Consider the following 25896-nt stretch of genomic DNA (forward strand, 5'->3'; position numbering starts at 1 on the left):
CTTCATCTCTCAATGCGCCATCATGCGCGTCGGCAGCCAGGTCGCCAGCAGCGGGAAGGCGATCAGGATCACGAGGCGCACGAGGTCGGTCGCCACGAACGGGATCACGCCCTTGAAGATGGTCGAGAACGAGACGTCCTTCACCACGCTTTTTATGACGAAGACGTTCATGCCGACCGGCGGATGGATCAGGCCGAGCTCGACGGTCATGACGATGATGATGCCGAACCAGATCGGGTCGAAGCCGAGATGCATGATCACCGGGAAGATGATCGGCACGGTCAGGATGATCATCGCCATGGCGTCCATCAGGCAGCCGAGCACGAGATACATCACCATGATCAGCGCCAGCACGCCGTAGGGCCCGAGGCCGAGACCGGTGAGGAATTCCGTGACCTTCTGCGGCGTCTGCGTCACCGTGAGGAAATAGCCGAAGATCAGTGCGCCGATCAGCACGGTGAACACCGCGGCCGCGGTGCGTGTGGCCTGCAGCAGCGAGGCCAGCACCTTCTCGCGGTCGAGGCGGCCGGTCAGCACGCCGATGATGAAGGCGCCGGTGGCGCCGACGCCGCCGGCCTCGGTCGGCGTGAAGCGCGGCAGGAAGGGCAGGCCGTAGAGGCCGCCGATCACGAAGACGAACAGCAGCACCGGCGCCCAGATCTCCTTCAATCCGGCGAAGCGTTCGCGCCACGGTGTCACCTTGCCCTTGGGCAGGAAGTCGGGGCGGAAATAGCCGATCAGGAAGATCGTGATCATGTACATGGTCATCGCCAGCAGGCCCGGGATGATGCCGGCGATGAAGAGTTTGCCGATGTCCTGCTCGGTGATGATGCCGTAGACCGCGAGCACGGTGGAGGGCGGCAGCATCGCGCCCAGCGTGCCGCCCGCCGCGATCACGCCGGTGGCGAAGGATTGCGGATAGCCGAACCGTCGCATCTCGGGATAGGCGACGGCGGAGAAGGTCGCGGCCGTCGCGACCGAGGAGCCGCAGATCGCGGCAAAGCCGCCGCAGGCGCCGACGGTCGCGATGCCGAGGCCGCCGCGCAAATGGCCGACAAAGCCGTTGGCGGCGCGGAACAGCTCCCGGCTCATGCCGGAATTGCTGACGAAGGAGCCCATCAGCAGGAACATCGGAATGACGCCGAAGGTGTAGTCGGTCACCGTGCGCATCGAGGTCTGGCCGACCAGCTTCAGCGCCGGCGTCGCGCCGACCAGATAGGAAAAGCCGGAGACGCCGACGAGGCCCATGGCCATGCCGACGGGCACGCGCAGCAGCATCAGGGCGAAGAGGGAAACGAAGCCGATAACGGCGACGGCATCGGTGCTCATGATTACTCCGTCGCCTTGATCTTGGGGTCGTGCATCTCTTCGGGATGGAAGATCAGCCGGTAGGTGCGGATCGCGATCAGCAGCACGGCGCAGACGTCGCCGATCCAGGCGACGAGAAAGAAGGGCCATGTCGGCATGTGCAGGTCGAAGGTCTGGACGTTGTCGTTGTAGGTGCCGCGCACCTTGTCGAACAGCGTCCAGGTCTGCACGGTGACGACGAACAGCAGCACCAGCGTCGCGAACACGTCGATCCAGCGCTGATAGCGCGGGCCGACATTGCCCCAGACCAGGTCCACCGTGATGTGAGTGCCGCGATAGGAGGTCGCCGCGATGCCCCAGAAAATGAGGATGCCGAGCAGCATGCGGCCGATGTCGAAACTGTCGGGGATCGAATAGTTCAGCGTGTTGCGTAGCAGCACCGACAGGAAAATGTCGAGCGCGACGATGCCGACGAAGCCGGCCGCGATCCATTCGATCGAGTCGATCACGCGATCCATCCAGGAGCGCTTCATGAGGAAGAATCCTATCTAGATCCAGCGAAGCCGGGTTCAGTTTCCGCGAGGGAGGTGCGCTCCCTCCCCCGCTTGCGGGGGAGGCATAGGCGGCCTTCGGCTGCCGTTCTTGAAGCCAACGCCGATGCGGAGCATCGGCTACGGGAGAGGGTGCTTCCACAATCGGGAGCCCCCAAGAGAGAGCCCTCACCCGCGCCTTCGGCGCGACCTCTCCCGCAAGCGGGAGAGGTGCAGTGAGCGCATGGTCGCAGTTGGGCGTCACTCCGCCAGCGCGTTGTACTTCTTCAGCGATGCCTTCAGGTCCGCGAGCGCCGCATCGGGATCGGCGCCGGCCTTCTTGGCATTATCGCTCCAGGTCTTGACCAGCGGCTCGGCGGCCTTCTTCCAGGCGGCGGTCTGCTCGGCCGTCAGCTTGTAGACCTCGTGGCCGGACTCCGCCTTCACCTTGGCGATGCCGGCATCCTCGAACTTGCCCCAGTGCTCGCCGACCGCGCCCGCCATCTCGACCGTGCAATTCTTGTCGATCGCGGCCTTCTGCTTGTCGGACATCGCATTGTACTTGTCCTTGTTGATCACGAACACGAAGGTCGTGGTGTAGAGCGGCGCCTCCATGTCGTATTTGGTCACCTTGTCGATGCCGAACAGCACTAGGGAGCCCCAGGGGAAGGTGACGCCGTCGGCGACGCCGCGCTCGATGATGTCGCGCACTTCGGGTGCGGAGGACTGCACATTGGTGCCGCCGAGCGAAGTGACGAAATTCGCCATGGTGGCATGAGCGGGACGGATCTTCAGGCCCTTCACGTCCTCAGGGTTGACGATCTTCTTGGTGCGGGAGTGGAACGAGGAGGGCGAGTGGACGAAGGCGAGACAGTATTTGACGTCCTTCATCTCCTTCTCGGCATATTTGCGATACCAGGCGTCGAGCCCCATCGAGCCGCCCTTGGCGTCCGAGATCAGGAAGGGCAGCTCGCCTGCGCCGATGATCGGGAAGCGGCCGGGCTGATAGCCGGGATTGACATAGGTGACATCGGCGATGCCGTCGCGCGCCATGTCGTAATGGTCGAAGGCCTTGCCGAGCTGCTGGGCCGGAAACACCTTGCCCTTGATGGTGCCGCCGGAATCCTTCTCGACCGCGGCGGCCCAGTCCTCAAGTGATTTCTGCAGCGGATGCGAGGCCGGCACCCAGTGCGAGATCTTCAGATCGAAGGTCTTCTCCTGCGCGAACGCTGGGCTCACGCTTGCTGCCAGCAGCAACGCCAGACAGGCTCTTCTCATCACGCGTCTCTCCCTGTTTTTGACGGCGGGCTTCGATGGCCCGGTCTCGTTAATTAACATGTTATCTAATTGGCCGGCGCGTTCAAGCCGGAACTGGCGCGCACCTCGCCGCGCCGTCTACATCATCCATGTTGCATGGATTTGTCGCGCTGCGGCGAACGCCTCCCTTCTTCCCAACCGTTATATGATATAAGTATCCTGCGCGGAGCGAGGCGACAAGCGATCCGCGACGAAAGCCTACAGGATCGGAAGGAGCAAGTATTGCGGACAAAAGTCGCAATCATCGGAGCCGGGCCGGCCGGATTGTTGCTCGGGCAACTGCTGCACACCTACGGCATCGACAACGTCATCCTGGAGCGGCAGAGCCCGGATTACGTGCTCGGCCGCATCCGCGCCGGTCTCCTGGAGGAAGGAACCGTCGCGCTGCTCGACCAGGTCGGCGCCGGCGCGCGGGCCCATGCGGAAGGCCTGGTGCACGAAGGCATCGAGCTTGCCTTCTCCGGCCGCCGTCACCGCATCGACATGAAGGGCGCGACCGGCAAGACGGTGATGATCTATGGCCAGACCGAGGTCACGCTCGACCTGATGAATGCGAGGAAGGCCGCTGGTCTCACCTCCGTCTACGAGGCCCGGGACGTGCAGCCGCATGATTTCGACGGCAGTCACCCGCGCGTGACCTATGTCAAAGACGGCGTCACCCACACGATCGATTGCGATTTCATCGCCGGCTGCGACGGTTTCCACGGCGTCAGCCGCGCCAGCGTCCCGTCTTCGGCGATCGAGGAGTTCGAGCGGGTCTATCCATTCGGCTGGCTCGGCATTTTGTCCGACACCCCGCCGGTCAGCCACGAGCTGATCTATTCCAACCATGCCCGCGGCTTTGCGCTTTGCACCATGCGCTCGACCAAACGCAGCCGTTACTATGTGCAATGTTCGCTCGACGACCACGTCGATCAATGGCCGGACGACCGCTTCTGGGACGAATTGAAGCGCCGGCTCGACCAGGAGGCGGCCGACAGCCTCGTCACAGGCCCGTCGATCGAGAAGAGCATCGCGCCGCTGCGCAGCTTCGTCGCCGAGCCGATGCGCTTCGGCCGGATGTTCCTGTGCGGCGACGCCGCCCACATCGTGCCGCCGACCGGCGCCAAGGGATTGAACCTCGCCGCCAGCGACGCGCATTATCTGTCGAGCGCGCTGCGCGAGTTCTACGACGAGAACTCCAGTGCCGGCCTCGACGCCTACTCCGCCAAGGCGTTGGCACGCGTCTGGAAAGCCGTGCGGTTCTCCTGGTGGATGACCTCGATGCTGCACAAATTCCCCGACACCGGCACCATCGGCGCGCGCATCCAGCTCGCCGAGCTCGACTACGTCACGCAGTCGCAGGCCGCGATGACGTCGCTGTCGGAGAATTACGTCGGGCTGCCGTTCTAAGATGGTGTCGTAGGGTGGGCACAGCGAAGCGTGCCCACCACTTCGGTCTGAACGGAGAGAAATGGCACGGCGCGTTGCGCCTTTGCCCACCCTGCGGAATCTGTGCTTGCGGTGCGCCCGTTTCAAACGCCCGCGCAAATTCCGTTTGAAACTTTGTAATTGATGCAACCGTCATCCACATCGCGTTCAATGCCGGCAACCAGCAACGCGAGACAGCCATGACCTCCATCGACGTTCCCGCCGGCTTCGAGCCGCATTTCCGCAAATCCCCGCTCACCGATCCCTGGGAGCCGCTCTATTCGAAGAAGGCCGATAAGAGCGTCACCGTGGGATTGCGGCTGGCGACGCCGCACACCAATGCGCGCGGGCTGATTCATGGCGGGCTGATCGCGGCGCTGGCCGATGCCGCCATGGGCTATAGCTGCGCGCAGGCGACGGGCTGGACGACGTCATTCGTCACCATCTCGCTGTCGGTCGACTATGTCGGCGCCGCCGGGATCGGCCAATGGCTTGCGGTCGAGGGCGAGGCCATCAAGACCGGCTCCACGATCTGCTTCGCGCAGTGCCTGGTAAGGGCCGACGATGCCGTGATCGCGCGGGCGAGCGGGACGTTCCGCGTGGTGCCGAAGAAGGGGTGAGCTCTCTCTCCGTCGTCATGCCCGGGCTTGACCCGGGCATCCACGTCTTTGGCGCTTCATGTGAGGAGGCGCGTGGATGGTCGGGACAAGCCCGGCCATGACGGAAAGCATCACCCGAACCTCCACTCCGCCGTCTCCACCACGAGATCGACGAACGCCCGCACCTTGGCCGAGAGCAGGCGCGAGGTCGGATAGACGATGTGGATCGGCAGTGCCGGCTGCTCATATTTCGCCAGCACGATCTTCAGCCGTCCGCGCTTCAAGCCCTCGGCAGCCTGATAGGCCAGTACGCGCGTCACGCCGCCGCCGGCCTCGGCATATTGCAGCGCCGCGTCGGCGCTGTTGCTGGTGAAGCGTGGGGTCGGCATGACCTCGATGTCGCGGCCGTCGTGCTGGAAGCGCCATTCTGACCAGGGGCCGAACTGGATGGTCCGGTGCTCGCGCAGCGCCTCCGGCGTCTTCGGCTCGCCATGGCGCTTCAGATAGCCGGGCGCTGCCACCACGATCCGCCGCATCATGCCGACCTGGCGCGCAACCAGCGAGGAATCGGCAAGGTGGCCGATCCGCACCGCGGCATCGACGGCGTCCTCGACGAGGTTGACCAGATGATCCGACAGCCTGAGCTCGCAGGCGACCTCGGGATAGCGCTTGAGATAGGCGGTCATGACCGGCCCGACATGCAGCCGGCCGAAGCCGACCGGCGCCGACACCACCAGCCGCCCGCTCGGCCGGTTGCGCTCCTGCCGCGCCGAGCCGTCGGCCTCCTCGACATCGGCGAGGATGCGCCTGGCGCGCTCGAGATAGCGCGTGCCCACATCGGTCAGTGTCACCTGCCGCGTGGTTCGCTGCAACAGCCGCGCGCCGAGGTGCTCCTCCAGCGCGGCGATCAGCCGGGTCACCGCCGAAGGCGACAGGCGCAGCTTGCGCGCCGCCGGCGCGAAGCCGCGCAGATCGGCGACGGTGACGAACACGTGCATGGCTTCGAGCCGGTCCATGGGATTATTGCATAAATTGCAATGATGAAGTGTCAAGCGGCCAGATTGTTCTAGCGGCTGGCAAGTCTATTTTATGCCAGGAAAGACGCAGGAATGCGCCGGAATTTTTCAGGAGACGTTCCGATGACGACAGCAGCTGATGCCTATGCCAGCGACGTCGCCTTCTCGCCGGCGGTGAAGGCGATCCAGGCGCGCAAGGGTTCCCGCGAGGCCTATGCGCGCAGCGAGCAGCGCGGCTGGCGCACCGAGGTCGACGACAACCTCGCGGCCTTCCTTGCTGACGCCAACAGCTTCTATTTCGCCACCGCATCGGCGGACGGCCAGCCCTACATCCAGCACCGCGGCGGACCGAAGGGGTTTCTCAAGGTACTCGACAAGCAGACGCTGGCCTTCACCGATTATGCCGGCAACCAGCAGTTCATCACGCAAGGCAATTTGTCGGAGAACCCCAAGGCCTACATCTTCGTGATGGACTACGCGCACCGCCGCCGCGTGAAGATCTGGGGCGAAGCGCGGGTGGTCGAGGACGACGAAGCGCTGACGACCTCGCTGATGCCGAAAGGCTACCGCGCACAGCCGGAGCAGGTCATCCTGTTCAAGATCGCCGCCTGGGACACCAACTGCCCCCAGCACATCCCGCAGAAGTTCGACGCGGGCGATGTGGCAGCGGCGCTGGCGGCGAGGGACGCGAGGATCGCGGAGCTGGAAGCGGAGGTGGCAGCGCTGAAGGGGGCGAAGGCGGAAACTTCGTAAACGCGCCGCTCGCTGACCCTCCCCTTGAGGGCAGGGCAATCGCATATGGAAGCGCCGCGGGAAACTCGCCCCGCGGCCATCCTTCGAGACGCCCGCCTCCGGCGGGCCCTCAGGATGAGGGCGGAGTGTGCAGCGGCAGTTTCAAAGGACACCGCTCTAGCGAAGCCTCATCCTGAGAGCCTGACCGAAAAAGGGTGAGCGGTTTTGGCGGGCCTGTGATTCCTTCGGATTTGCAAAGATTCGAGGGAGGACACCATGCCGTGGACCAAAGCCGCTCGTCTCCAGTATCAGCGCAGTGGGCTGCGTTACACAAGTGATCTGACCGATGCAGAATGGGCGTTGATCGCCCGGCAGATGCCGCCGCGCCGGCGATTGGGCCGGCCGCGGGAGGTCGACCTACGCGAGATCGTGCAGGCAATCTTCTATATTCTGTCGAGCGGCTGCCAATGGCGAGCCTTGCCGAAGGAGTTCCCGCCATACTCGACGGTGCAGGGCTATTTTTACGCTTGGCGCGACACGGGTAGATGGCAGGAGATCGTCGAAGCCTTGGTTCGGAAGGCACGTCGGAAACTAGGACGAAAGCCCACACCGACAGCTGCCGTCATCGATAGTCAGACGGCCTCGACAACGGAGGCCGGCGGGCCGCGTGGATTCGACGCCGGCAAGCGTCTCCATGGGCGCAAGCGCCATATCGTGACCGACACCAACGGCTTTCTGCTGGCTGCATATGTTCATCCCGCCAACATTCAGGACGTCCATGGTGCCGTTCCCCTGTTGGAGGACTTGCGAGGCCGCTTCCCAAGGCTTGAGCATGTCTTTGCCGACCGGATCTATCGCGGCAAACAGCTTGTCAACGCACTCTCCGGCTGTGGGCCGTGGACGATCGAGATCGTTGAGCGACCGCTCGGAGTCAAAGGCTTCCAGCTCCTGCCCAGGCGCTGGGTTGTCGAGCGTACCTTTGCATGGCTCGGCAGATGCCGGCGCCTGTCCAAAGACTTCGAAGGCTCGGCCGCCACCGAGCTCGCATGGCTGCTCATCGCCCATCTGAGGGGCCTAATTCGCCGACTGGCCAGACCTTGAAAGCGTTCTTGCGCTTTTTGAGTCAGGCTCTGAGGAGACCGCGGAGCGGTCGTCTCGAAGGACGAGGCGCTTGCTCAGACCTTTCCGAAAGATCATATGCGATTACCCTCCCCCTCCAGGGGAGGGTAAGAAGAGCTAGACTGCACTCTCGCCTTCGTGCTGGAAGCCGAGATAGCTGGCCGCCACCCGCTCGTTCGCGGCGATATCGCTTGCTTTGCCGCTGAGAACGAATTCGCCGAGCTCCATCACATAGGCCTGGTCCGCGATCTTCAGCGCGGCCTGCGCGTTCTGCTCGACAAGCAGGACGGAGACGCCGGCGGCGCGCAGCTCGGTGACGATGCGGAAAATGTCGGCGACGATGATCGGAGCGAGGCCGAGGCTCGGCTCGTCCAGCATCAGGAGCTTCGGCTCGCCCATCAGCGCGCGGCCCATCGCGAGCATCTGCTGCTCGCCGCCGGAGAGCGTGCCGGCAAGCTGCTTGCGCCGCTCCTTCAGCCGCGGGAACAGCGTGTAGACCCGCTCCATCGAGGCTTTCGCCCGGCTCCGCTCGATGCGGAACGCGCCCAGCTCGAGATTGTCCTCGACATTCATGGTCACGAACAGTTCGCGGTGCTCGGGCACGAGGCCGAGGCCCATCGCGACGCGGTCCTCGATGTCGAGCCGGGCGAGATCCTGCCCGGCGAAGGCGACGCGGCCTTTCAGCGGCAGGATGCCCATGATGGCCGAAAGCAGCGTGGTCTTGCCGGCGCCGTTGGCGCCGACGATGGTGACGATCTCGTTGGCCCCGACCTCGAGCGAAACCGAACGCACCGCCTCGACCTTGCCATAGGCGACATGCGCGTCGGTGACGGACAACAGCGCGCTCATGCCGCCACTCCGAGATAGGCCTTGATCACTTCGGGATTGGTCTTGATCGTGGCGGGGGTGCCCTCCGCGATCTTGGTGCCGAAATCGAGCACCACGATGCGGTCGGCGAGATTCATGACGAAGCCCATGTCGTGCTCGACCAGGAGGACGCTCATGCCGCCGTCGCGCAAGTCGCGCAGCAGCGTCGCGAGGCGCTGCTTCTCCATATGGCGCAGGCCCGCGGCCGGCTCGTCGAGCAGCAGCAGCATCGGGTCGACGCAGAGCGCGCGGGCGATCTCGACGATGCGCTGCTGGCCGAGCGAGAGGCTGCCTGCGAGCTGGTGCATCTGCTCGGTGAGGCCGACGCGCTCGATCTGGCGGGCGGCCTCGGCGAGCAGCTTGGCCTCATCAGTGCGGTCGAGGCGCAGCATCGAGGAGATCGGTCCGGAATGGCCGCGCAGATGCGCGCCGATCGCGACGTTCTCCAGCACGGTCATGTCGGGGACGAGCTTGACGTGCTGGAAGGTGCGGGAAATGCCGAGCTTGACGATCTCCTGCGGCGGCGCGTTGTCGACCTTCTTGCCGAGCACCGAGATCGAGCCCGAGGTCGCCGACAGCACGCCGGTGATCAGGTTGAACGTCGTGCTCTTGCCGGCGCCGTTCGGGCCGATCAGCGCCACGATCTCGCGGGCCTTGACGTCGAAGGAGACGTTGTTGACCGCGACCACGCCGCCGAACTGCTTCCGTGCCTTCTCGACCTGGAGCAGCACGCCGGCCTCGCCGGGCGCGCGGGTGCGGTGCCCGAGCTTCAGCGAGGTATCGGGCTTCTTGCCGCTGGTGCGCTCGGGCAGGAACGACATCAGCCAGGGCCAGAGGCCGCCGGGCGCGAGCTGCAGCAGCGCCACCAGCATGATGCCGAACACGATGGTCTCGACCTGTCCGGAGCCCGGCAGGATCAGCGGCAGATAGCTTTGCAGCACCTCTTTCAGCACGACGACGATCGCCGCGCCCAGGACGCCGCCCCAGACATAGCCCGCGCCGCCGACCACGGCGATGAAGAGATATTCGATGCCCATATGCGCGCCGAACGGGGTCGGGTTCACCGCACGCTGGAGATGGGCGTAGAGCCACCCCGAAAGACCGGCGAGCACGGCGGCATGGATGAACACCAGCAGCTTGGCGCGCGGCGTGTGCACGCCGAAGGCTTCCGCCGCGACATGGCCGCGCCTGAGCGCGCGGATGGCACGGCCGGTGCGGGAGTCCAGGAGGTTCATCGTCAGCAGGGCCGAGAGGATCACGGCGATCCAGATCGCGTAATAGATCGAGCCGGGCGAGAGCATCTTGAACGTGCCGATCGACAGCGGCGGGATCGCCGAGATGCCGTCGTTACGACCCAGGAATTCCAGCTTGCTGAAGAGATAGAACAGCCCTAACCCCCAGGCGAGCGTGCCGAGCGGCAGATAATGGCCCGAGAGCCGTACGGTGATCAGCCCGAGCAGCACCGCGAGCGATCCGCTGACCACGAGCGACAGCGGCAGCGTCAGCCACGGCGACATGCCGTAGGCCGTCGACAGCACCGCGGTGGTGTAGGCGCCGAAGCCGACGAAGGCCGCCTGCCCGAACGAGGTCAGGCCGCCGACGCCGGTGAGCAGCACGAGGCCCATCGCGACCAGCGCCGCGAGGCCGATATTGTCGAGCAGCACGATCCAGAACGGGGGTACGCCAGGGATGAACGGGATCGCCGCCATGACGGCTGCAAAGACGATGATGGGAAGCCGGCTCTGCATCTTGGCGTCAGTCCTTCTCTTCCTCGACCGCGGGCGCGGCGAGCGAGCGCAGCAGCAGCACGGGGATCAGCAGCATGAAGACGATGACCTCCTTGTAGTTGGAGGCATAGAAGGACGAGAACGCCTCGACGATGCCGACGACCAGCGCCGCGACCGCGGTGAGGGGATAGCTGACGAGCCCGCCGATGATCGCGGCGACGAAGCCCTTCAGGCCGATCAGGAAGCCCGAGTCATAGTAGAGCGTCGTGATCGGCACGATCAGGATGCCCGACAGCGCGCCGATGACCGACGCCAGCAGGAAGGCGATCTGCCCGGACAGCGTGGTGCGGATGCCGGCAAGCCGCGCCCCCAGCCGGTTCACGGCGGTCGCGCGCAGCGCCTTGCCGTAGAGCGTCAGGCCGAAGAACAGCCAGAGCCCGACGATGAAGGCGATGGTGATGGCGTAGACGGTGATGCTCTGGCCGGTGAAGCGCAGCGCGCCGGCGGTGAAGGCGCCGGACAGCACGGCAGGCCCGCGCTGGCCCTCGGCGCCGAAGAACAGCAGGCCCAGCCCCTGCAGCGCGAGATGGACACCGACGGACGCAATCAGCAGCACCAGCACCGAGGTGTGCGCCAGCGGCTGGAACGCGATGCGATAGAGATAGAGCCCGATCATCGCGACGATCACCAGCGACAGCGCGATGCAGACCGCGACCGGCGGCTTCTGCGCGGCGAAGTACAGGGTCAGCGCCAGCACGATGGCCGGCAGCACGACGTTGGTGACGAGGCTGCGCACGATCAGCCGCGCATGCAGCGCCTTGCGCGCCACGAACAGGTCGAAGCCGAAGGCGCCGATGCCGAGCGCGAGCGCGAGCTTGGCCGTGCCCGGCATCTGGCCCGCGGCCAGCGAGGCATAGGTCAGCGCGCCGTAGGTGACGAATTCGCCCTGGGGAATGAGGATAACGCGGGTGACGGCGAACACCAGCACCAGCGCCAGGCCGAGCAGCGCGTAGATCGCGCCATTGGTGATGCCGTCCTGCACCAGGAACAGCATGATGGTGGTATTCAAGACCGGACGCTCCCCCTCAAGATTGAGGACCGGTCTCCGCAATTGCGGTGGATGGTCCCCTCACAGCCATTGAAATACGCTGACGATATTTGATATGGTCCATAACAATTATCAAATATAACATCAAGGGTGGGGAACGACCCGTCCCGAATTTAGCGGGATTACGAGCACGAGGCGATGACCGTTTCCAGAACCGCTGAAAAGTCCTCCGAAAAACCGGCCGACGCGGCCAAGGGCCGCAAGGACGCGGGCGAGGTCCAAACCGAAGCGCTCCAGCTGGGCGAGCTCTCCGAACAGCTCGGCTATGTCCTGAAGCGGGCCCAGCTCAAGGTGTTCGAGAACTTTCTGCGCTGCATGGCCTCGCTCCAGCTGACGCCGGCGCAGTTCTCGGTGCTGCTGCTGGTCGAGAAGAACCCGGGCCGCAACCAGACCGAGATCGCCTCCACGCTCGGCATCCTCAGGCCGAACTTCGTGGCCATGCTCGACAATCTCGAAAGCCGCGACCTCTGCGCGCGGATCCGCTCCACCAATGACCGCCGCTCGCACATCCTGGTGCTGACCGACAAGGGCAAGGCCGTGCTGGCGCGGGCGAAAAAGCTCGTCGCCACCAAGCACGAGGCGCGGCTGAACGATCTGCTCGGCCAGGCCAACCGCGAGGCCCTGATCGGGATGCTCTCGAAGATCGCCAACGAGTTCTGAGGCGGATAGTCATTCTTGGGTGCGCGCGCGATCCAGGAATTTCGCGCCGCACTTGCACGTATCGCCCTTGGGACCAGAGATCAGATGCGCAATTGCGCATTGAGGATCGCGCCCACGCGCCCGGAATAACGGACGAGCCTGATGGCGGAGTGCGAGGGCGTGAGCTCCGAGGACGTCGAACGGAATGATGCGCCGCATATAGAAAATGATGCTTGAAACGTCATTTTGTGCGCCCTAAGCTTGGTTCATTGATCACCGCCGCGCAGCTTCGAGCCGCCCGTGCCTTGCTCAGGATCGACCAGCGCGAACTCGCGCAGCGCTGTTCGCTGTCTCTGCCGACGATCCAGCGCATGGAGGCCTCCGAAGGGGTGATCCGCGGCAATGTCGACTCCCTGGTGAAGCTGGTCGAGGCGCTGTCGGTTGCCGGCATCGAGCTGATCGCCGAGGGGGCGGCGTCGAGCACCGGGGGCCGCGGGGTGCGGCTGAAGTCTCCACCCCCGAGAGCAGGCGACCAATAGCGATGGCGACGCGCGCGCAGATCATGATCGAGGAGTGGCCATGATCGCCGTGGCGCTGTGGTCAGTGGCGGTTCTGCTGGCGCTGGCGCCTGCGGGAGTCGTGCTGTCGACGCGCCCGCGCGGCTCGATCATCCTTTACGGCGGCTGCCTGGTCGCCACATCGACGCTATGTGTCACAGCGCTGACCGATCTGCTCTATTTCCCTCATCTGGCACCGAGGGTGACACTGCCGATCGGATTGCCCTGGCTCGGTGCTCATTTCCGGCTCGATGCACTGTCCGCCTTCTTCCTCGTCGTCGTTAATCTCGGCGGCGTCGCTGCGAGCCTGTTCGCGCTCGGTTACGGCCAGCACGAGGACTCCCCCGGCCGCGTGCTGCCGTTCTATCCCGCCTATCTCGCAGCGATGAATGTCGTCGTGCTGGCAAACGATGCCTTCAGCTTCCTGGTCGCCTGGGAATTCATGTCGCTGACCTCCTGGGCGATGGTCGTGTCGCATCACCGGGAGGCCGAGAATGTCCGCGCCGGCTATGTCTATCTTCTGATGGCGAGTTTCGGCACGCTGGCGCTGCTGCTCGCCTTCGGCCTGCTCGCGAGCGGCGCCGGTTACGATTTCGATGCGATCCGAGCCTCGCATCCTTCCGCTGCGCTGACCGGCATGGTTGTGATCCTCGTGCTGCTGGGCGCCGGCTCCAAGGCCGGCCTGGTGCCGCTGCACGCTTGGCTGCCGCTCGCCCATCCCGCCGCACCCAGCCACGTCTCTGGTCTCATGAGTGGCGTCATGACCAAGGTCGCCGTCTACGGTTTCGTGCGCATCGTCTTTGATCTTCTGCCCGAACCGGTGTGGTGGTGGAGCATGGTCGTACTGCTGGTCGGCGGCCCTACGGCGACGCTGGGCGTGCTCTATGCGCTGATGCAGCGCGATATCAAGCGCGTGCTGGCCTATTCAACGATTGAGAATATCGGCATCATCTTCACCGGCCTCGGGCTGGCGCTGGCTTTCAAGGCGGAAGGGCTCGACTGGGTGGCGGCGCTCGCTTTCACCGCGGCGATGCTGCACGTCTTCAACCATGCGCTGTTCAAGAGCCTGTTGTTCTTCGGCGCCGGTGCGGTGCTGGGATCAACCGGCGAGCGCGACATGGAAAAGCTCGGCGGGCTGATCCATCGCATGCCGAAGACGGCGTTCGCGGTACTGGTCGGCTGCGTCGCGATCTCGGCATTGCCGCCGTTCAACGGCTTCGTTTCGGAGTGGCTGACCTTCCAGGCGATCCTGCTCTCACCGCAACTGCCGAACTGGGGATTGAAGCTGATCATCCCGGCGGTCGGCGGACTGCTGGCGCTCGCCGCCGCGTTCGCCGCGGCGTGTTTCGTCAAACTCTACGGCATCAGCTTCCTCGGCCGTCCCCGCTCGGATGTCGCCGCATCCGCGCACGAGACGGATCGCTTCTCGCTTGCCGCGATGTTCGCGCTAGCCGCTCTCTGCTTTGTCGCCGGCGTCTTGCCCGGCCTCTTCATCGACGCGCTCGCGCCGGTGAGCGAGGCCATGGTCGGCAACGTCATGCCGCGCCAGACCGGACTGGACTGGCTGACCATCGTGCCGATCGCGCAGAGCCGCAGCTCCTATAACGGCCTCTTGGTGTTTCTGTTCGCGGCGCTCAGCGGCATGGCCGCAGCCTCCGCCATTCATCGCCTGGCGTCCGATCGCTTGCGTCGCGCTCCGGCCTGGGATTGCGGCTATCCGGATCCGAACCCCGCGATCCAGTACTCCGCCTCCAGCTTCTCGCAGCCGATCCGCCGCGTGTTCGGCAGCGTGATCTTCGCTGCGCGCGAGATCGGCGAGATGCCGCAGCCCTTGTCGTCTGCGCCGGCCCGGTTCACCGTCGAGATGCGCGACCTGATCTGGGAGGCGCTCTACGCGCCGATCGCCAAGGTGATCGGCGTTGCGACCGAGCGCGTCAATATGCTGCAGTTCCTCACCATCCGCCGCTACCTGACTCTGGTCTTCGCCGCGTTGATCGTGCTGCTCCTGGTGGTGGCGCTATGACCGCGCTTCGTGACCTCCTCTCGCAAGGCGTTCAGATGTGCCTCGTGCTGCTGCTTGCGCCATTGCTAACCGGCTTCGTCCGCAAGGTGAAGGCGCGGCTGTTGCGTCGGCGCGGTCCGCCGCTCTTGCAGCCCTATCGCGATCTCATCCGCCTGATGCGCAAGGACGTCGTGCTCGCGGACAACGCCTCCTGGCTGTTCCGCGTCATTCCCTATCTGATGTTCGCAGGAACCTGGGTCTCGGCCTCGTTGGTGCCGACTTTCGGCAATGGTCTGTTGTTCTCCTGGAGCGCCGACCTCATCGCCATCACCGCACTGCTCGGCAGCGCGCGTTTCTTCCAGGCGCTCGCCGGCATGGACGTCGGCACCGCCTTCGGCGGCATCGGCTCCAGCCGCGAGGTGATGATCGCCTCGCTCGCCGAGCCTGCGATGCTGATCACCGTCTTTTCCGTCGCGATGATCGCAGGCTCGACCCAGCTCTCCAACGTCGCCGAATTCATGGGCTCGGACGCGGTCGGTCTGCGTGTGTCGCTGGGCATGGCGTTCGTGGCACTGACCATCGTGGCGCTGGCTGAGAATGCCCGTATCCCCGTCGATAACCCAGCCACCCATCTCGAGCTCACCATGGTGCATGAGGCCATGGTGCTGGAATATTCGGGGCGGCATCTCGCGCTGATCGACCTGTCGTCGCAGCTCAAGCTCCTGCTCTATGTCTCGCTGATCGCCTGCGTGTTCCTGCCATGGAGCACCGCGACTGCGGACGCGAGCGTTGCGAGGCTCGTTTCCGGCGCGCTGCTCTATTTCGGCAAGCTGGCGGTCCTTGGCTTTTTGCTCGCCGTGTTCGAGACGTCGATCGCCAAGATGCGGGTATTCAGGATCCCCGAGTTCCTGGGCGCGGCGCTGATGTTGGCGCTGCTTGCCACCCTGTTGCGCTTCGTGTCCGGGAGCCTCTAGCGATGAGCAGCCTGCAATTCGACATCGCCCATCTGCTCTCCGGCTCTCTGGTGCTCGCGAGCTTCATGATGCTCTATCAGGACCGGCTCTATGCGTTGCTCAATGTCTATGCGCTGCATGCCGGCGTGTTGGCGCTGTCGGTGGCGTGGCAGGCCTATGTGCAGCACGCGCCACATCTCTACGTCACGGCGCTGATCGCACTGGTCTTCAAGGCCATCATCATTCCGGTGGCGCTGCACCGGATCATCCGACGACTCGGCATCCACCGCGAGATCGAGAACGTGATCGGCGTGGGCCTGACCATGATGGCCGGCATCGGCCTCGTCGCGCTGTCGATGGTGGTGATGCTGCGCGTGACCCCGGGCGCCGACGCGCTGGCGCGCGAAGACCTTGCCTTCGCGCTGTCGGTGGTGCTGCTCGGGCTCCTGATCATGGTGACGCGACGCAACGCCGTGAGCCAGGTGGTCGGCTTCATGTCGCTGGAGAACGGGCTGGTGCTGGCGGCGACCGGCGCCAAGGGCATGCCGCTGGTTGTCGAGATCAGCGTCGCCTTCTCGGTGCTGATCGCCTTCATCGTGATCGGCATCTTCCTGTTCCGCATCCGCGAGCGTTTTGACAGCGTGGACGTGCAGGCGCTCGATCGCTTCAGAGGAGAGCGGCGATGACGATCGATGCGCTCGGTGCGATCCTGCTGATCCCGGTCATCTCGGCCGCGCTGCTCGCGATCCTGCCTGGCTACGTGCTGACGGCGAAGCTCAACGTCGTTGCGGCGCTCGCGACCTTCCTCACCTCGCTGTCGCTGTTCGTGATCGAGCCGACGTCGGGGCAATATCTGCTGCTTGACGACCTCAACAAGGTTTTCATCGTGCTGACGACCTTCGTCGGCTTCACGACATCGGTGTTCAGCGCGAGCTACATCCACCACGAGATCGAGATCGGGCGGCTGACGCCGGCCTTCCTGCGTTTCTATCACGCGATGTATCAGATGCTGATGTTCGCAATGAACCTCGCGCTCGTCGCCAACAATATCGGCCTGATGTGGGTGGCGGTCGAGACGGCGACGTTGACGACCGTGCTGATGGTCGGCATCTACCGCACCCATGAGGCGCTGGAAGCCGCCTGGAAATATTTCATCCTCGGTAGCGTCGGCATCGCGCTCGCGCTGTTCGGCACGATCCTGGTTTACATGGCGGCGCGTCCCGCGGTGGGCGAGGGGCCGGACGGCATGGTATGGACGGTGCTGGTGAAGCACGCCGCACAGTTCGACCCGGCGTTGCTCAACGTCGCCTTCGTCTTCCTCTTGCTGGGCTACGGTACCAAGGTTGGCCTCGCACCGTTGCACGCCTGGCTGCCGGATGCGCATGCCGAGGGCCCGACGCCGATCTCGGCGGTGCTGTCCGGCCTGTTGCTCAATGTTGCGCTCTATGCGCTCCTGCGTTTCAAGATGATGCTCGCGGTCAACTCCGAGGCGATCGCGCCGGGTCCGCTGATGGTGACCATGGGCCTGATCTCGGTGATCTTCGCTGCGCTGATGCTGTACCGTCGCCGCGACATCAAGCGGATGTTCGCCTATTCCTCGATCGAGCATATGGGCATCATTGTATTCGCCTTCGGCATGGGCGGGCCGCTCGCGAATTTCGCAGGTCTGTTGCACATGACCATGCATTCGCTGACCAAGTCGGCAATCTTCTTCGCCGTCGGCCATATCGCACAGGTCAAGGGCACACAGAAGATCGCCGATATCGGCGGCCTCACGGCGACCAATCCCGTGCTCGGCTAGGGCCTGATGCTCGGCGTCATCGCCATCGTCGGGCTACCGCCGCTCGGCATCTTCATGAGCGAGTTTCTAGTGGTGAGCTCGACTTTCGCCCGCGCGCCCTGGCTGACGGTGATCCTGGTGCTCGGCATCATCATCGCACTCGGCGGGCTCTTCTTGCGGGTCGGCGAGGTGATGTTCGGCGAGCCCAAAGGCAAGACCGCGCCCGCGGAAGCCTCCTACGTACCGATGTTCATGCACCTCGGATTGGTACTGATGGCCGGGATCTATCTGCCGCCGGTGCTGGTCACCGGCTTCCAGAACGTCGCCAAGCTCCTGGGGTAAGCGATGGGCATCCTCGACGGCATCCCCCATGTCAATGCGGTGTTGTCGCACCAGCCCTGGCCGCGCGCGGTCGTGACGGAGGCGGGCTGGCAGGCGGCGATCGATCGACTGGTCGAGGGAGGCCTCACACTGCTTGGCTTCTGGGGCGAGCCGACCGCTGTGCACATGGCGATGCTCGATGGAGGCTCGGCCGAGATCGCGGTCGTCACTTACGAGTGTACGGCCGGCACATTTCCAAGCGTCGCCAGCCGTCACCCGCCGGCGCTTCGGCTGGAGCGGACCATCCATGATCTGTTCGGGCTTGTTCCGACGGCTGCTGACGATCTGCGGCCATGGCTCGATCACTATGCCTGGGGCAAATCCTATCCGTTCTCCGGCCGCAACGCATCGCGCGACGTGCGGCCATACCAGTTCCTTCCGGTCGAGGGCGAGGCGTTGCATCAGGTGGCGGTCGGCCCCGTCCATGCCGGGATCATCGAGCCCGGCCATTTCCGCTTCACCGCCAATGGCGAGCATGTGGTGCGGCTGGAGCAGTGGCTCGGCTACACCCACAAGGGCATCGAGTCGCTAATGCAGGGCGCGAGCCTCGAGGCCGCGGCAAAGCTCGCCAACCGCACCTCCGGCGACAGCGCCGTCGCCTATGCCTTCGCCTTTGCGTGTGCCGTGGAAGCGGCGCTGCAGATCGAGGCGCCGAGGCAAGCGACCCTTTTGCGGGCGCTGATGGCGGAACTGGAGCGGCTCGCCAATCATTTGGGCGACATTGGAGCCATCTGTAACGACGCGTCGTTCGCGCTGATGCATGCCCAGACCGGCATTTTGCGTGAGCGTTGCTTGCGCGCTGCGAATGTCGCGTTCGGCCATCGCCTGATGATGGACGTCATCGTGCCCGGTGGTGTGATGCGTGACATCGCGCCGGACGGCGTTCCCGCGCTACGGGCGCTGCTCGCGGAGCTACGCAAGGTCTTTCCGCGCTTGATCGAGCTCTATGACAACACGGCGTCGTTGCAGGACCGCACCGTCACCACGGGGATCGTGAAGGCGGAATATGCGTGCCAGTTTGGCGCCGGCGGTTATGTCGGCCGCGCCTCTGGCCGCGATTTCGATGCGCGGCGGGCGATCGCCTACACGCCTTACGACGCGTTGTCGTTCGAGGTACCGGTACTACAGGCCGGTGACGTGAACGCGCGGGTCTGGATCCGAATCCGCGAGGTCGAGCAGAGCATCGAACTGATCGAGCAGATCCTCGACCAACTTGGGCCGGGAGGGCTCGAAACCGCGCTGCCTCCCAGGATCGGCCGCGGTGCCTGTGAAGGCATGGCGCTCACCGAGGCCTTCCGCGGCGACGTCCTGGTGTGGTTGCGGCTCGATGGCGAGTTGCGCGTCGAACGCTGCCACCTGCGCGATGCGTCGTGGTTCCAGTGGCCGCTGCTGGAAACCGCAATCGAGGGCAACATCATTGCCGACTTCCCGCTCTGCAATAAGTCGTTCAACTGTTCCTATTCGGGCGCGGACCTCTAACCCATGCGCAAGACCCTGCTCGAAAGCCTCACCCATGGTTCGCTGACGGAGCCCGCGCCGACGCCGGACGATTCGGGGCTGGCGGAGCTTGCAACGAAAGTCGACCGCGCCGCCCGGGCCAGGCTCGGGCGTTCTCTTGCCATCCGCGAGGTCGATGCCGGGTCCTGTAACGGCTGCGAGCTGGAGATCCACGCGCTTGCCAACGCCTTCTACGACATCGAACGTTTCGGCCTGCGCTTCGTCGCCTCGCCACGCCATGCTGACGTGCTGCTGGTCACGGGTCCCGTGACGAAGAACATGCGACAGGCGCTGGAGCGGACCTACAACGCGACACCCGATCCGAAATGGGTCGTCGCGGTCGGCGGCTGCGCGATCGATGGCGGCATTTTCAGAGGCAGCTACGCCTGCGTCGGCGGCGTATCGGAGACCGTTCCGGTGGATCTGCACATCAAGGGCTGCCCGCCGTCTCCGATGGAGTTGCTGAAGGGCCTGCTCGCGCTGCTGGAGCACGTCAGCGGCAAGCGGTAAGCCGCATCCGCACCCACATACTCCGTCATTCCGGGCCAGCGGGTTGCGCTCGCCGCACTCCCGCTGTCATCGCCCGCCTTGTGCGCACTTGCGGCGCTGGGGCGCGCGATCCAGTATTTCAGAGACAGCGCGAGGATACGGAGAAGCCGCTGCTTGCTGGATTCCCCGCGTCCGCGGGGAAATCCAGTGGTGTTGTAGTCGAACTGGTGCCCAAATGCGGAGACGACGCCGGACAGAGCACCTCTCAATCCACCAGGATCACCCGGATATCGTTCACGTTCGTCAGCGTCGGCCCGGGCTGCAGCAGATCCCCCGTGGCCTCGAAGAACGAGGTCGCGTCGTTGTTGTCGAGATAGGCCTGCGGCTGCAGTCCCTGCGCCTTCATCCTTGCGAACGTTGCCGCGTCGATCAGCGCGCCGGCGGGGTCGGTGGGGTTGCCGGCGCCGCCGTCGGCGCCGTCGGTGTCGCCGGCGAGGGCCGAGATGCCGGCCGTGTTCTGCAACAGGCCGGCGAGCGCCAGCGCGTATTCCTGGTTCGGTCCGCCGCGTCCCTGGCCACGCACCGTGACCGTGAGCTCGCCGCCGGAGAGGATGGCGATGCGCTTGCCTTGCGCACGCGCCTCGAGCGCCAGCCTGGCGTGATCGGCGGCGACCTCGCGCGCCTCGCCTTCGAGATCGGCGCCGAGATCGATGGTCTCGTAGCCGGAGGCGCGCGCCAGCTTCACCGCGGCGTCGAGCGACTGCTTGGGCCGCGCGATCAGCTCGAAAGTCGCACGCCCGAAGGCCGCGTCACCCGGTTTGCAGCTCTCATTGGCGGGATCGTCGAGCGCGCGGCGCACCGCATCGTCGATGTCGAGCTTGTATTTGGCCACGATCGCGCGCGCATCTGCCAGCGTCGTCGGATCCGGCACGGTGGGACCGGAGGCGATCGCGGAAGGGTCGTCATGCGGCACGTCGGAAATCGCGAGCGTGACGATCTCGGCGGCGTTCCTGCCGGCGCGCGCCAGCCGCCCGCCCTTGATGCGCGACAGATGTTTCCTGACGATGTTCATGTCGCCGATCGGCGCGCCCGAGCGCAGCAGCGCCTTGTTGACCGCCTGCTTCTGCGCGAAGCTGACGCCGTTCGCCGGCGCGATCCAGTTGGCCGAGCCGCCGCCGGTGAGCAGCACCAGCAGCAGATCGTCAGGCCCGGCCTCGCCCGCGAGCGCGAGCGTGTCGGCCGCGCCTTTCAAGCCGGCTTCGTCAGGCACGGGATGCCCGGCCTCGACCACGCGGATGCGGCGGGTCGGCACGCCGTAGCCATGGCGCGTGGTGGCGATGCCGACCAGCCGCTCCGGCGGGAGCTCGAGCGCGTCGAGATAGTGCCGCTCGGCCGCCGCGGCCATCGCGCCTGCGCCCTTGCCGGCGGCAAGGCAGATCACGCGTCCCCTGGGCACGGGACGCAGATGCGGCGCCAGGATCGTATTCGGATGGGCGGCAGCAACGGCGGCGTCGTAGAGCGCGCGGAGCAGGGGACGTCGGTCGGTCATGACGATGGCCTTCGGCAGACTGAAGTAGCGGCGATGAGGTCGCCGGCCAACTGCCTACCGCATCGTGCGTCAAAGCGTAAGCGGCCTCCGCCATCATTCGATTGTGCAATCGCGTGATCAAAACCGCCGCGCAAGCAGAAACCCCCTGCGCGACCGGCGCAGGGGGGCCGTCGTGCCTTTCAGGCGCCAGCTAGCCGCCGGCTTCGGCGTTGATCACGTCGCCGAACAGCTCCCATCGCTCGCCCTTGAAGCGTTGCAGCTGCAGCGAGCTGATCGGGGCGAAATCGGTCGCCGACGTGTTGATCTTGATGCCGGGCAGCAGCGCTTCGGTGCGGAAGTCCTTCAGGCTCGCGGCCTGTTTCATGACGTTCGCGCGCGTGAGGTCGTCGCCGCAGTTCTTCAGCACCTGGACCAGCGTCTGCGCGACGCCGTAACCGACGATCGTGCCGCCGTCGGTCTTGTCGCCTTCGGGGAAGTACTTCGTCATGAAGTCGAGGAACGCCTTCATGCCCGCGTCATTGGCCCATTGCGCGTCGGTGGTGTCCTTCAGATAGGCCGCGGAGATGATGCCTTGCGCGCTCTCGAAGCCTGCCGGCTTGATCACGCTTCCGACCGAGGCCGAGACGTTGTTCAGGAAGTGGATCGGTTTCCAGCCGATCTCGGCGTTCTTCTTGATCGCCTGCGCCGCGAATTTCGGCGTGGTGATGTTGATGAAGACGTCGGCGCCGGTCGCCTTCAGCTTGACGATGTGGTTGTCGATGGTCGGCTCCGAGGTCTCGTAGCTTTCCTCCAGCACGATCATGCTTGCGGCCTTGGCGCCGAGGCCGTCCTTCAGGCCCTTCAGGTAGTCCTTGCCGTAATCGTCGTTCTGGTAGAGCACGCCGATCTTGGCGTTGGGCAGCTCCTTCAGGATGTATTTGGCGTAGATCTGCGTCTCGCTCTGGTAGTTGGGCTGCCAGCCCATGGTCCAGGGGAAGTTCTGCGGATCGTTCCACTTGGTGGCGCCGGTGGCGACGAACAGCTGCGGCACCTTCTTCGAGTTCATGTATTTCTGGATCGCCGTGTTCGGCGGCGTGCCGAGCGAGTTGAAGACGAGCAGCACCTCGTCGCTCTCGACCAGCTTGCGCGCCTGCTCCACCGTCTTCGGCGGTGAGTACGCGTCGTCGTAGGAGATGAAATTGATCTTGCGGCCGTTGATGCCGCCCTCGTCGTTGATCTTCTTGAAATAGGCGGCTTCGGTGCGCCCGATGATGCCGTAGGCGGAGGCCGGTCCGCTGTAGGGCATGATGTTGCCGATCTTGATCTCGGTGTCGGTCGCGCCGGTATCGTATTTCTTCTGGGCCGATGCAGTTGAGGTCGAAGCCGCAATGAGCGCGAGCGCCAATGACGCGGCCGCGAGTTTGCCGGTGACAGCAGGCATTCCAATCTCCCTATTCTTCTTGGTGTGTGCGTCCCTTTTCTTGTCTCGTTTTTTGGCGACGCGACCGCAATTCAATACGATTTGCCCGGAAGCTTCAAGGAAAAGCCCCTGCGGCAAGGCCGCAGGGGCTGCGTCTTTAGTCGATTGGGATGATATCTTTAGTGGCTGGTTAAGGTTAGCCGCCGACGTCGCCGCTCAGGACCTCGCCAAATCGCTCCCAATGCTCGCCCTTGAAGCGGATCAGTTGCAGCTGCGAGAGCGGCGCGAAATCGGAGGCCGACGTGTTGACCTTGATGCCCGGCAACAGCCCCGCAGGCTCGAAATCCCTGATGCTGGCCGCCTGCTTCATGATGTTTTCGCGGGTCAGATTGTCACCGCAGGCCTTGAGCACGTGCACGAGGCCCTGGCTCACGATATAGCCATACATCACCGAGGCGTCGGCGCGGTTCGCTTCCGGATAGTACTTGTCCAGGAATTCGTTCCAGCCGATCATCGCCTTGTCGTCCTTCCACTGCGCGTCGGTCGGGTCCTTGAAGTATTGCGACGAGATGATGTCCTGGGCGTTCTCGAAGCCGGCCGGCTTGATCACGCTGCCGATCGAGCCCGAGACATTGTTGAGGAAATGCAGCGGCTTCCAGCCGATCTCGGCGTTCTTCTTGATGGCCTGCGCCGCGAATTTCGGCGTGGTGACGTTGAAGAAGATATCCGCGCCCGTCGCCTTCATCTTCACGATGTGGGAATCGATGGTTGGCTCGGAGACTTCGTAGCTGTCCTCAATGACGATCATCGAGGCGGCCTTGGCGCCGAGCCCGTCCTTGAACCCCTTCAGATAGTCCTTGCCGTAGTCGTCGTTCTGGTAGAGCACGGCGATCTTGGCGTTCGGATGGTTCTTCAGGATGTACTTGGCATAGATGATCGACTCGATCTGGTAGTTGGGCTGCCAGCCCATGGTCCAGGGGAAGTTCTGCGGATCGTTCCACTTGGTGGCGCCGGTGGCGACGAACAGCTGCGGCACCTTCTTCGAGTTCATGTATTTCTGGATCGCCGTGTTGGGCGGCGTGCCCAGCGAGTTGAAGATCAACAGCACCTCGTCGCTTTCGACGAGCTTGCGCGCCTGTTCCACCGTTTTGGGCGGCGAGTAGGTGTCGTCATAGGTGACGAAATTGATCTTGCGGCCGTTGATGCCGCCTTCGGCGTTGATCTTGCGGAAGTAGGCCTCCTCGGTCTTGCCGATCACGCCGTAGGCGGAGGCGGGTCCGCTGTAGGGCATGATGTTGCCGATCTTGATTTAGGTGTCGGATGCGCCGGTATCGTATTTCTTCTGCGCGGATGCTGCCGTGGAAAGAGCGGCAGCCAGCACGAGGGCAGCCGAGAAGGCCCCCAATCGCACATGCATTGCAGGCATCTTGATCTCCCTGGGAAGGTTTGAATGTGTCGATTGTTCTTGTTGGGGGCGATGGTTGCTCCTCGCTCCATCGCACATTCAATACCTATCCACGGCCCTCAGCAAGAAGAACGCCCCGCATAAGCGTCGCGGCGTGGGCGATTCTCGTCGAAGACGATGCTGGAATATTCCGGCGCGTGAGATTTCGTGCAGCCAATCCGCCGCTGGGGTTGCTTTCAGAAGAAGGGGCTATCTTGAATTGCGCCGTGACGGCGGTCAGTGGCCGACGTGGCTCGAGATGACGTCGCCGAAAAGCTCCCATTTCCGGCCCTTGAACCGCATCATCTGGAGCTGTTCGATCGGAGCGAAATCGTCCGGCGCGGTATTGATCTTGATGCCGGGCAAGAGCGTATCGGGTTCGAAGTCCTTCATGCTGGCGGCCTGCTTCATGACGTTCTCGCGGGTGAGATCGTCGCCGCACATCTGCAACACCTTCACCATGGTCTGCGCGGCGGCATAGCCGAACACGACGCCGGCATCGAGCTTGTTGGCCTTGGGGTCATACTGGGCGAGGAAATTGTAGAATTTCTTCATGCCGTCATCGGCATTCCACTGCGGATCGGAGCCGTCCTTGGTGTAGCTCGCCGACAGGATGCCTTGCGAGATCTCGAGCCCGGCCGGTTCGAGCACGCCGCCGACCGAGGCCGAGACGTTCGAGATGATGTGGACCGGATGCCAGTTGATCTCCGCCGCCTTCTTGATGCCCTGCGCCGCGAATTTCGGTGTGGTGATGCTGATGAAGACGTCAGCGCCGGAGGCTTTCAGTTTGACCACGTGCTCGTCGATCGCCGGCTCCGAGGTGCTGTAGGGCTCTTCGAGCACGATCATCGACGCCTTGGCGCCGAGGCCCTCTTTCAGCCCGTTCAGATAGTCCTTGCCGAAATCGTCGTTCTGGTAGAGCACACCGACCTTTCCGTCCGGCTTCTCCTTCATGACGTATCTGGCGTAGATGCGGGCCTCGCTCGCGTAGTTCGGCTGCCAGCCCATGGTCCAGGGATATTGCCTGGGATCGTTCCATTTCGACGCGCCACTCGCCACGAACAATTGCGGCACCTTCTTCTCGTTCATGTATTTGCGGATGGCGCTATTGGTGGAGGTGCCGAGCGAGCCGAAAATCAGCAGCACCCCGTCGCTCTCGACCAGCTTGCGCGCCTGCTCCACCGTCCTCGGCGGCGAATAGGCGTCGTCATAGGAGATGAACTTGATCTTGCGGCCATTGATGCCGCCCTCGGCGTTGATCTTGTTGAAGTAGGCTTCCTCGGCCTTGCCGATCACGGCATAGGCGGAGGCCGGCCCGCTATAGGGCATGATGTTACCGATCTTGATCTCGGTATCGGAAGCGCCGTTGTCGTATTTCTTCTGCGCCCGCACTTCGCTGCTCGTTGCAGTGCACAAGGCGAGCGCGACCCAGAGGGACGCAACCTGGAAACGAACGGCGACCATTGTTCTCCT

At 64.3% G+C, this 25896-nt stretch carries 21 protein-coding genes and 2 pseudogenes; 12 read left to right on the plus strand and 11 right to left on the minus strand.

What is annotated here, in order from left to right; translation table 11 throughout:
- Positions 1–9: 9 nt before the first annotated feature.
- The 3 genes from ABIF91_RS20705 to ABIF91_RS20715 all read right to left on the minus strand — a co-directional run bounded on the left by ABIF91_RS20705 (position 10) and on the right by ABIF91_RS20715 (position 3116).
- A complete protein-coding gene (locus ABIF91_RS20705) occupies positions 10–1329 on the minus strand; it encodes a TRAP transporter large permease (protein WP_035669674.1) in 1320 nt (439 codons plus the stop codon).
- 2 nt (positions 1330–1331) lie between these two features.
- Entirely contained in the window at positions 1332–1841 is a 510-nt protein-coding gene (locus ABIF91_RS20710; protein ID WP_028180703.1) for a TRAP transporter small permease, read from the minus strand.
- 258 nt (positions 1842–2099) lie between these two features.
- Positions 2100–3116, minus strand: coding sequence for a TRAP transporter substrate-binding protein (locus ABIF91_RS20715; RefSeq protein WP_028180704.1), 1017 nt, complete (start codon positions 3114–3116; stop codon positions 2100–2102).
- A 261-nt stretch (positions 3117–3377) separates the two neighbouring features.
- On the opposite strand from ABIF91_RS20715, the gene pobA reads away from it, so the two are divergent.
- Positions 3378–4547 (plus strand): 4-hydroxybenzoate 3-monooxygenase, encoded by a 1170-nt coding sequence (pobA, locus tag ABIF91_RS20720; protein ID WP_028180705.1) that lies wholly within the window; start codon positions 3378–3380, stop codon positions 4545–4547.
- Positions 4548–4765: 218 nt separating this feature from the next.
- The gene (locus ABIF91_RS20725; RefSeq protein WP_028180706.1) at positions 4766–5185 is read left to right on the plus strand and encodes a PaaI family thioesterase; all 420 of its coding nucleotides are present in this window, start codon (positions 4766–4768) and stop codon (positions 5183–5185) included.
- A 110-nt stretch (positions 5186–5295) separates the two neighbouring features.
- On the opposite strand, the gene ABIF91_RS20730 is transcribed toward ABIF91_RS20725, so the two are convergent.
- Entirely contained in the window at positions 5296–6180 is an 885-nt protein-coding gene (locus ABIF91_RS20730; protein WP_028180707.1) for a LysR family transcriptional regulator, read from the minus strand.
- Between the two features lie 123 nt (positions 6181–6303).
- Here ABIF91_RS20730 and ABIF91_RS20735 point away from each other — a divergent pair, with 123 nt between their 5' ends.
- On the plus strand, positions 6304–6933 hold the full coding sequence (locus ABIF91_RS20735; protein WP_028180708.1) for a pyridoxamine 5'-phosphate oxidase family protein: 630 nt from the start codon (positions 6304–6306) through the stop codon (positions 6931–6933).
- Positions 6934–7188: 255 nt separating this feature from the next.
- Positions 7189–8013, plus strand: a complete 825-nt coding sequence (locus tag ABIF91_RS20740; RefSeq protein WP_424579276.1) for an IS5 family transposase — start codon at positions 7189–7191, stop codon at positions 8011–8013.
- A 135-nt stretch (positions 8014–8148) separates the two neighbouring features.
- Here the strand turns inward: ABIF91_RS20740 and ABIF91_RS20745 are convergent, their stop codons facing one another.
- From ABIF91_RS20745 to ABIF91_RS20755, 3 genes are read right to left on the minus strand one after another with little or no spacing between them, the layout of a single operon-like run.
- Entirely contained in the window at positions 8149–8880 is a 732-nt protein-coding gene (locus tag ABIF91_RS20745) for an ABC transporter ATP-binding protein (RefSeq protein WP_028181802.1), read from the minus strand.
- Positions 8877–10646: an ABC transporter permease subunit gene (locus ABIF91_RS20750; RefSeq protein WP_051394013.1), complete on the minus strand. Its 1770-nt coding sequence runs from the start codon at positions 10644–10646 to the stop codon at positions 8877–8879. The genes ABIF91_RS20745 and ABIF91_RS20750 overlap by 4 nt, the downstream gene beginning before the upstream one ends.
- Positions 10647–10653: 7 nt before the next feature.
- A complete protein-coding gene (locus tag ABIF91_RS20755; RefSeq protein WP_028181801.1) occupies positions 10654–11694 on the minus strand; it encodes a branched-chain amino acid ABC transporter permease in 1041 nt (346 codons plus the stop codon).
- Positions 11695–11871: 177 nt separating this feature from the next.
- Between ABIF91_RS20755 and ABIF91_RS20760 the strand changes: the two genes are divergently transcribed.
- The 8 genes and pseudogenes from ABIF91_RS20760 (at position 11872) to ABIF91_RS20795 (ending at position 20052) form a co-directional block, all read left to right on the plus strand.
- Positions 11872–12393 carry a MarR family winged helix-turn-helix transcriptional regulator gene (locus ABIF91_RS20760; protein ID WP_028181800.1) on the plus strand — a complete coding sequence of 174 codons (522 nt, stop codon included), beginning with the start codon at positions 11872–11874 and terminating at the stop codon, positions 12391–12393.
- A 248-nt stretch (positions 12394–12641) separates the two neighbouring features.
- Positions 12642–12911 (plus strand): helix-turn-helix domain-containing protein, encoded by a 270-nt coding sequence (locus tag ABIF91_RS20765; protein WP_028181799.1) that lies wholly within the window; start codon positions 12642–12644, stop codon positions 12909–12911.
- 34 nt (positions 12912–12945) lie between these two features.
- Positions 12946–14952 (plus strand): hydrogenase 4 subunit B, encoded by a 2007-nt coding sequence (hyfB, locus tag ABIF91_RS20770; protein WP_424579339.1) that lies wholly within the window; start codon positions 12946–12948, stop codon positions 14950–14952.
- The gene (locus tag ABIF91_RS20775) at positions 14949–15905 is read left to right on the plus strand and encodes a respiratory chain complex I subunit 1 family protein (RefSeq protein ID WP_035695233.1); all 957 of its coding nucleotides are present in this window, start codon (positions 14949–14951) and stop codon (positions 15903–15905) included. The genes hyfB and ABIF91_RS20775 overlap by 4 nt, the downstream gene beginning before the upstream one ends.
- 2 nt (positions 15906–15907) lie before the next feature.
- Complete coding sequence (locus tag ABIF91_RS20780) at positions 15908–16570, plus strand: hydrogenase-4 component E (protein ID WP_035671393.1); 663 nt, start codon at positions 15908–15910, stop codon at positions 16568–16570.
- Positions 16567–18006 (plus strand): annotated as a pseudogene (locus ABIF91_RS20785) (hydrogenase 4 subunit F). Before ABIF91_RS20780 ends, ABIF91_RS20785 begins: the two are co-directional and overlap by 4 nt.
- 3 nt (positions 18007–18009) lie before the next feature.
- Positions 18010–19524 carry an NADH-quinone oxidoreductase subunit C gene (locus ABIF91_RS20790; RefSeq protein WP_035671396.1) on the plus strand — a complete coding sequence of 505 codons (1515 nt, stop codon included), beginning with the start codon at positions 18010–18012 and terminating at the stop codon, positions 19522–19524.
- 3 nt (positions 19525–19527) lie between these two features.
- Positions 19528–20052: an NADH-quinone oxidoreductase subunit B family protein gene (locus tag ABIF91_RS20795; protein WP_028179406.1), complete on the plus strand. Its 525-nt coding sequence runs from the start codon at positions 19528–19530 to the stop codon at positions 20050–20052.
- Between the two features lie 244 nt (positions 20053–20296).
- On the opposite strand, the gene ABIF91_RS20800 is transcribed toward ABIF91_RS20795, so the two are convergent.
- The 4 genes and pseudogenes from ABIF91_RS20800 to ABIF91_RS20815 all read right to left on the minus strand — a co-directional run bounded on the left by ABIF91_RS20800 (position 20297) and on the right by ABIF91_RS20815 (position 25887).
- Positions 20297–21580, minus strand: coding sequence for a glycerate kinase type-2 family protein (locus ABIF91_RS20800; RefSeq protein WP_028179407.1), 1284 nt, complete (start codon positions 21578–21580; stop codon positions 20297–20299).
- Positions 21581–21770: 190 nt separating this feature from the next.
- A complete protein-coding gene (locus ABIF91_RS20805) occupies positions 21771–23000 on the minus strand; it encodes an ABC transporter substrate-binding protein (RefSeq protein WP_028179408.1) in 1230 nt (409 codons plus the stop codon).
- Between the two features lie 175 nt (positions 23001–23175).
- Positions 23176–24405 (minus strand): annotated as a pseudogene (locus ABIF91_RS20810) (ABC transporter substrate-binding protein).
- Positions 24406–24660: 255 nt separating this feature from the next.
- Positions 24661–25887, minus strand: a complete 1227-nt coding sequence (locus ABIF91_RS20815; RefSeq protein WP_028179409.1) for an ABC transporter substrate-binding protein — start codon at positions 25885–25887, stop codon at positions 24661–24663.
- Positions 25888–25896 lie beyond the last annotated feature (9 nt).

Origin of the sequence: Bradyrhizobium sp. USDA 241 (assembly GCF_049739505.1) — a bacterium.
Classification (GTDB): Bacteria; Pseudomonadota; Alphaproteobacteria; order Rhizobiales; family Xanthobacteraceae; genus Bradyrhizobium; species Bradyrhizobium liaoningense.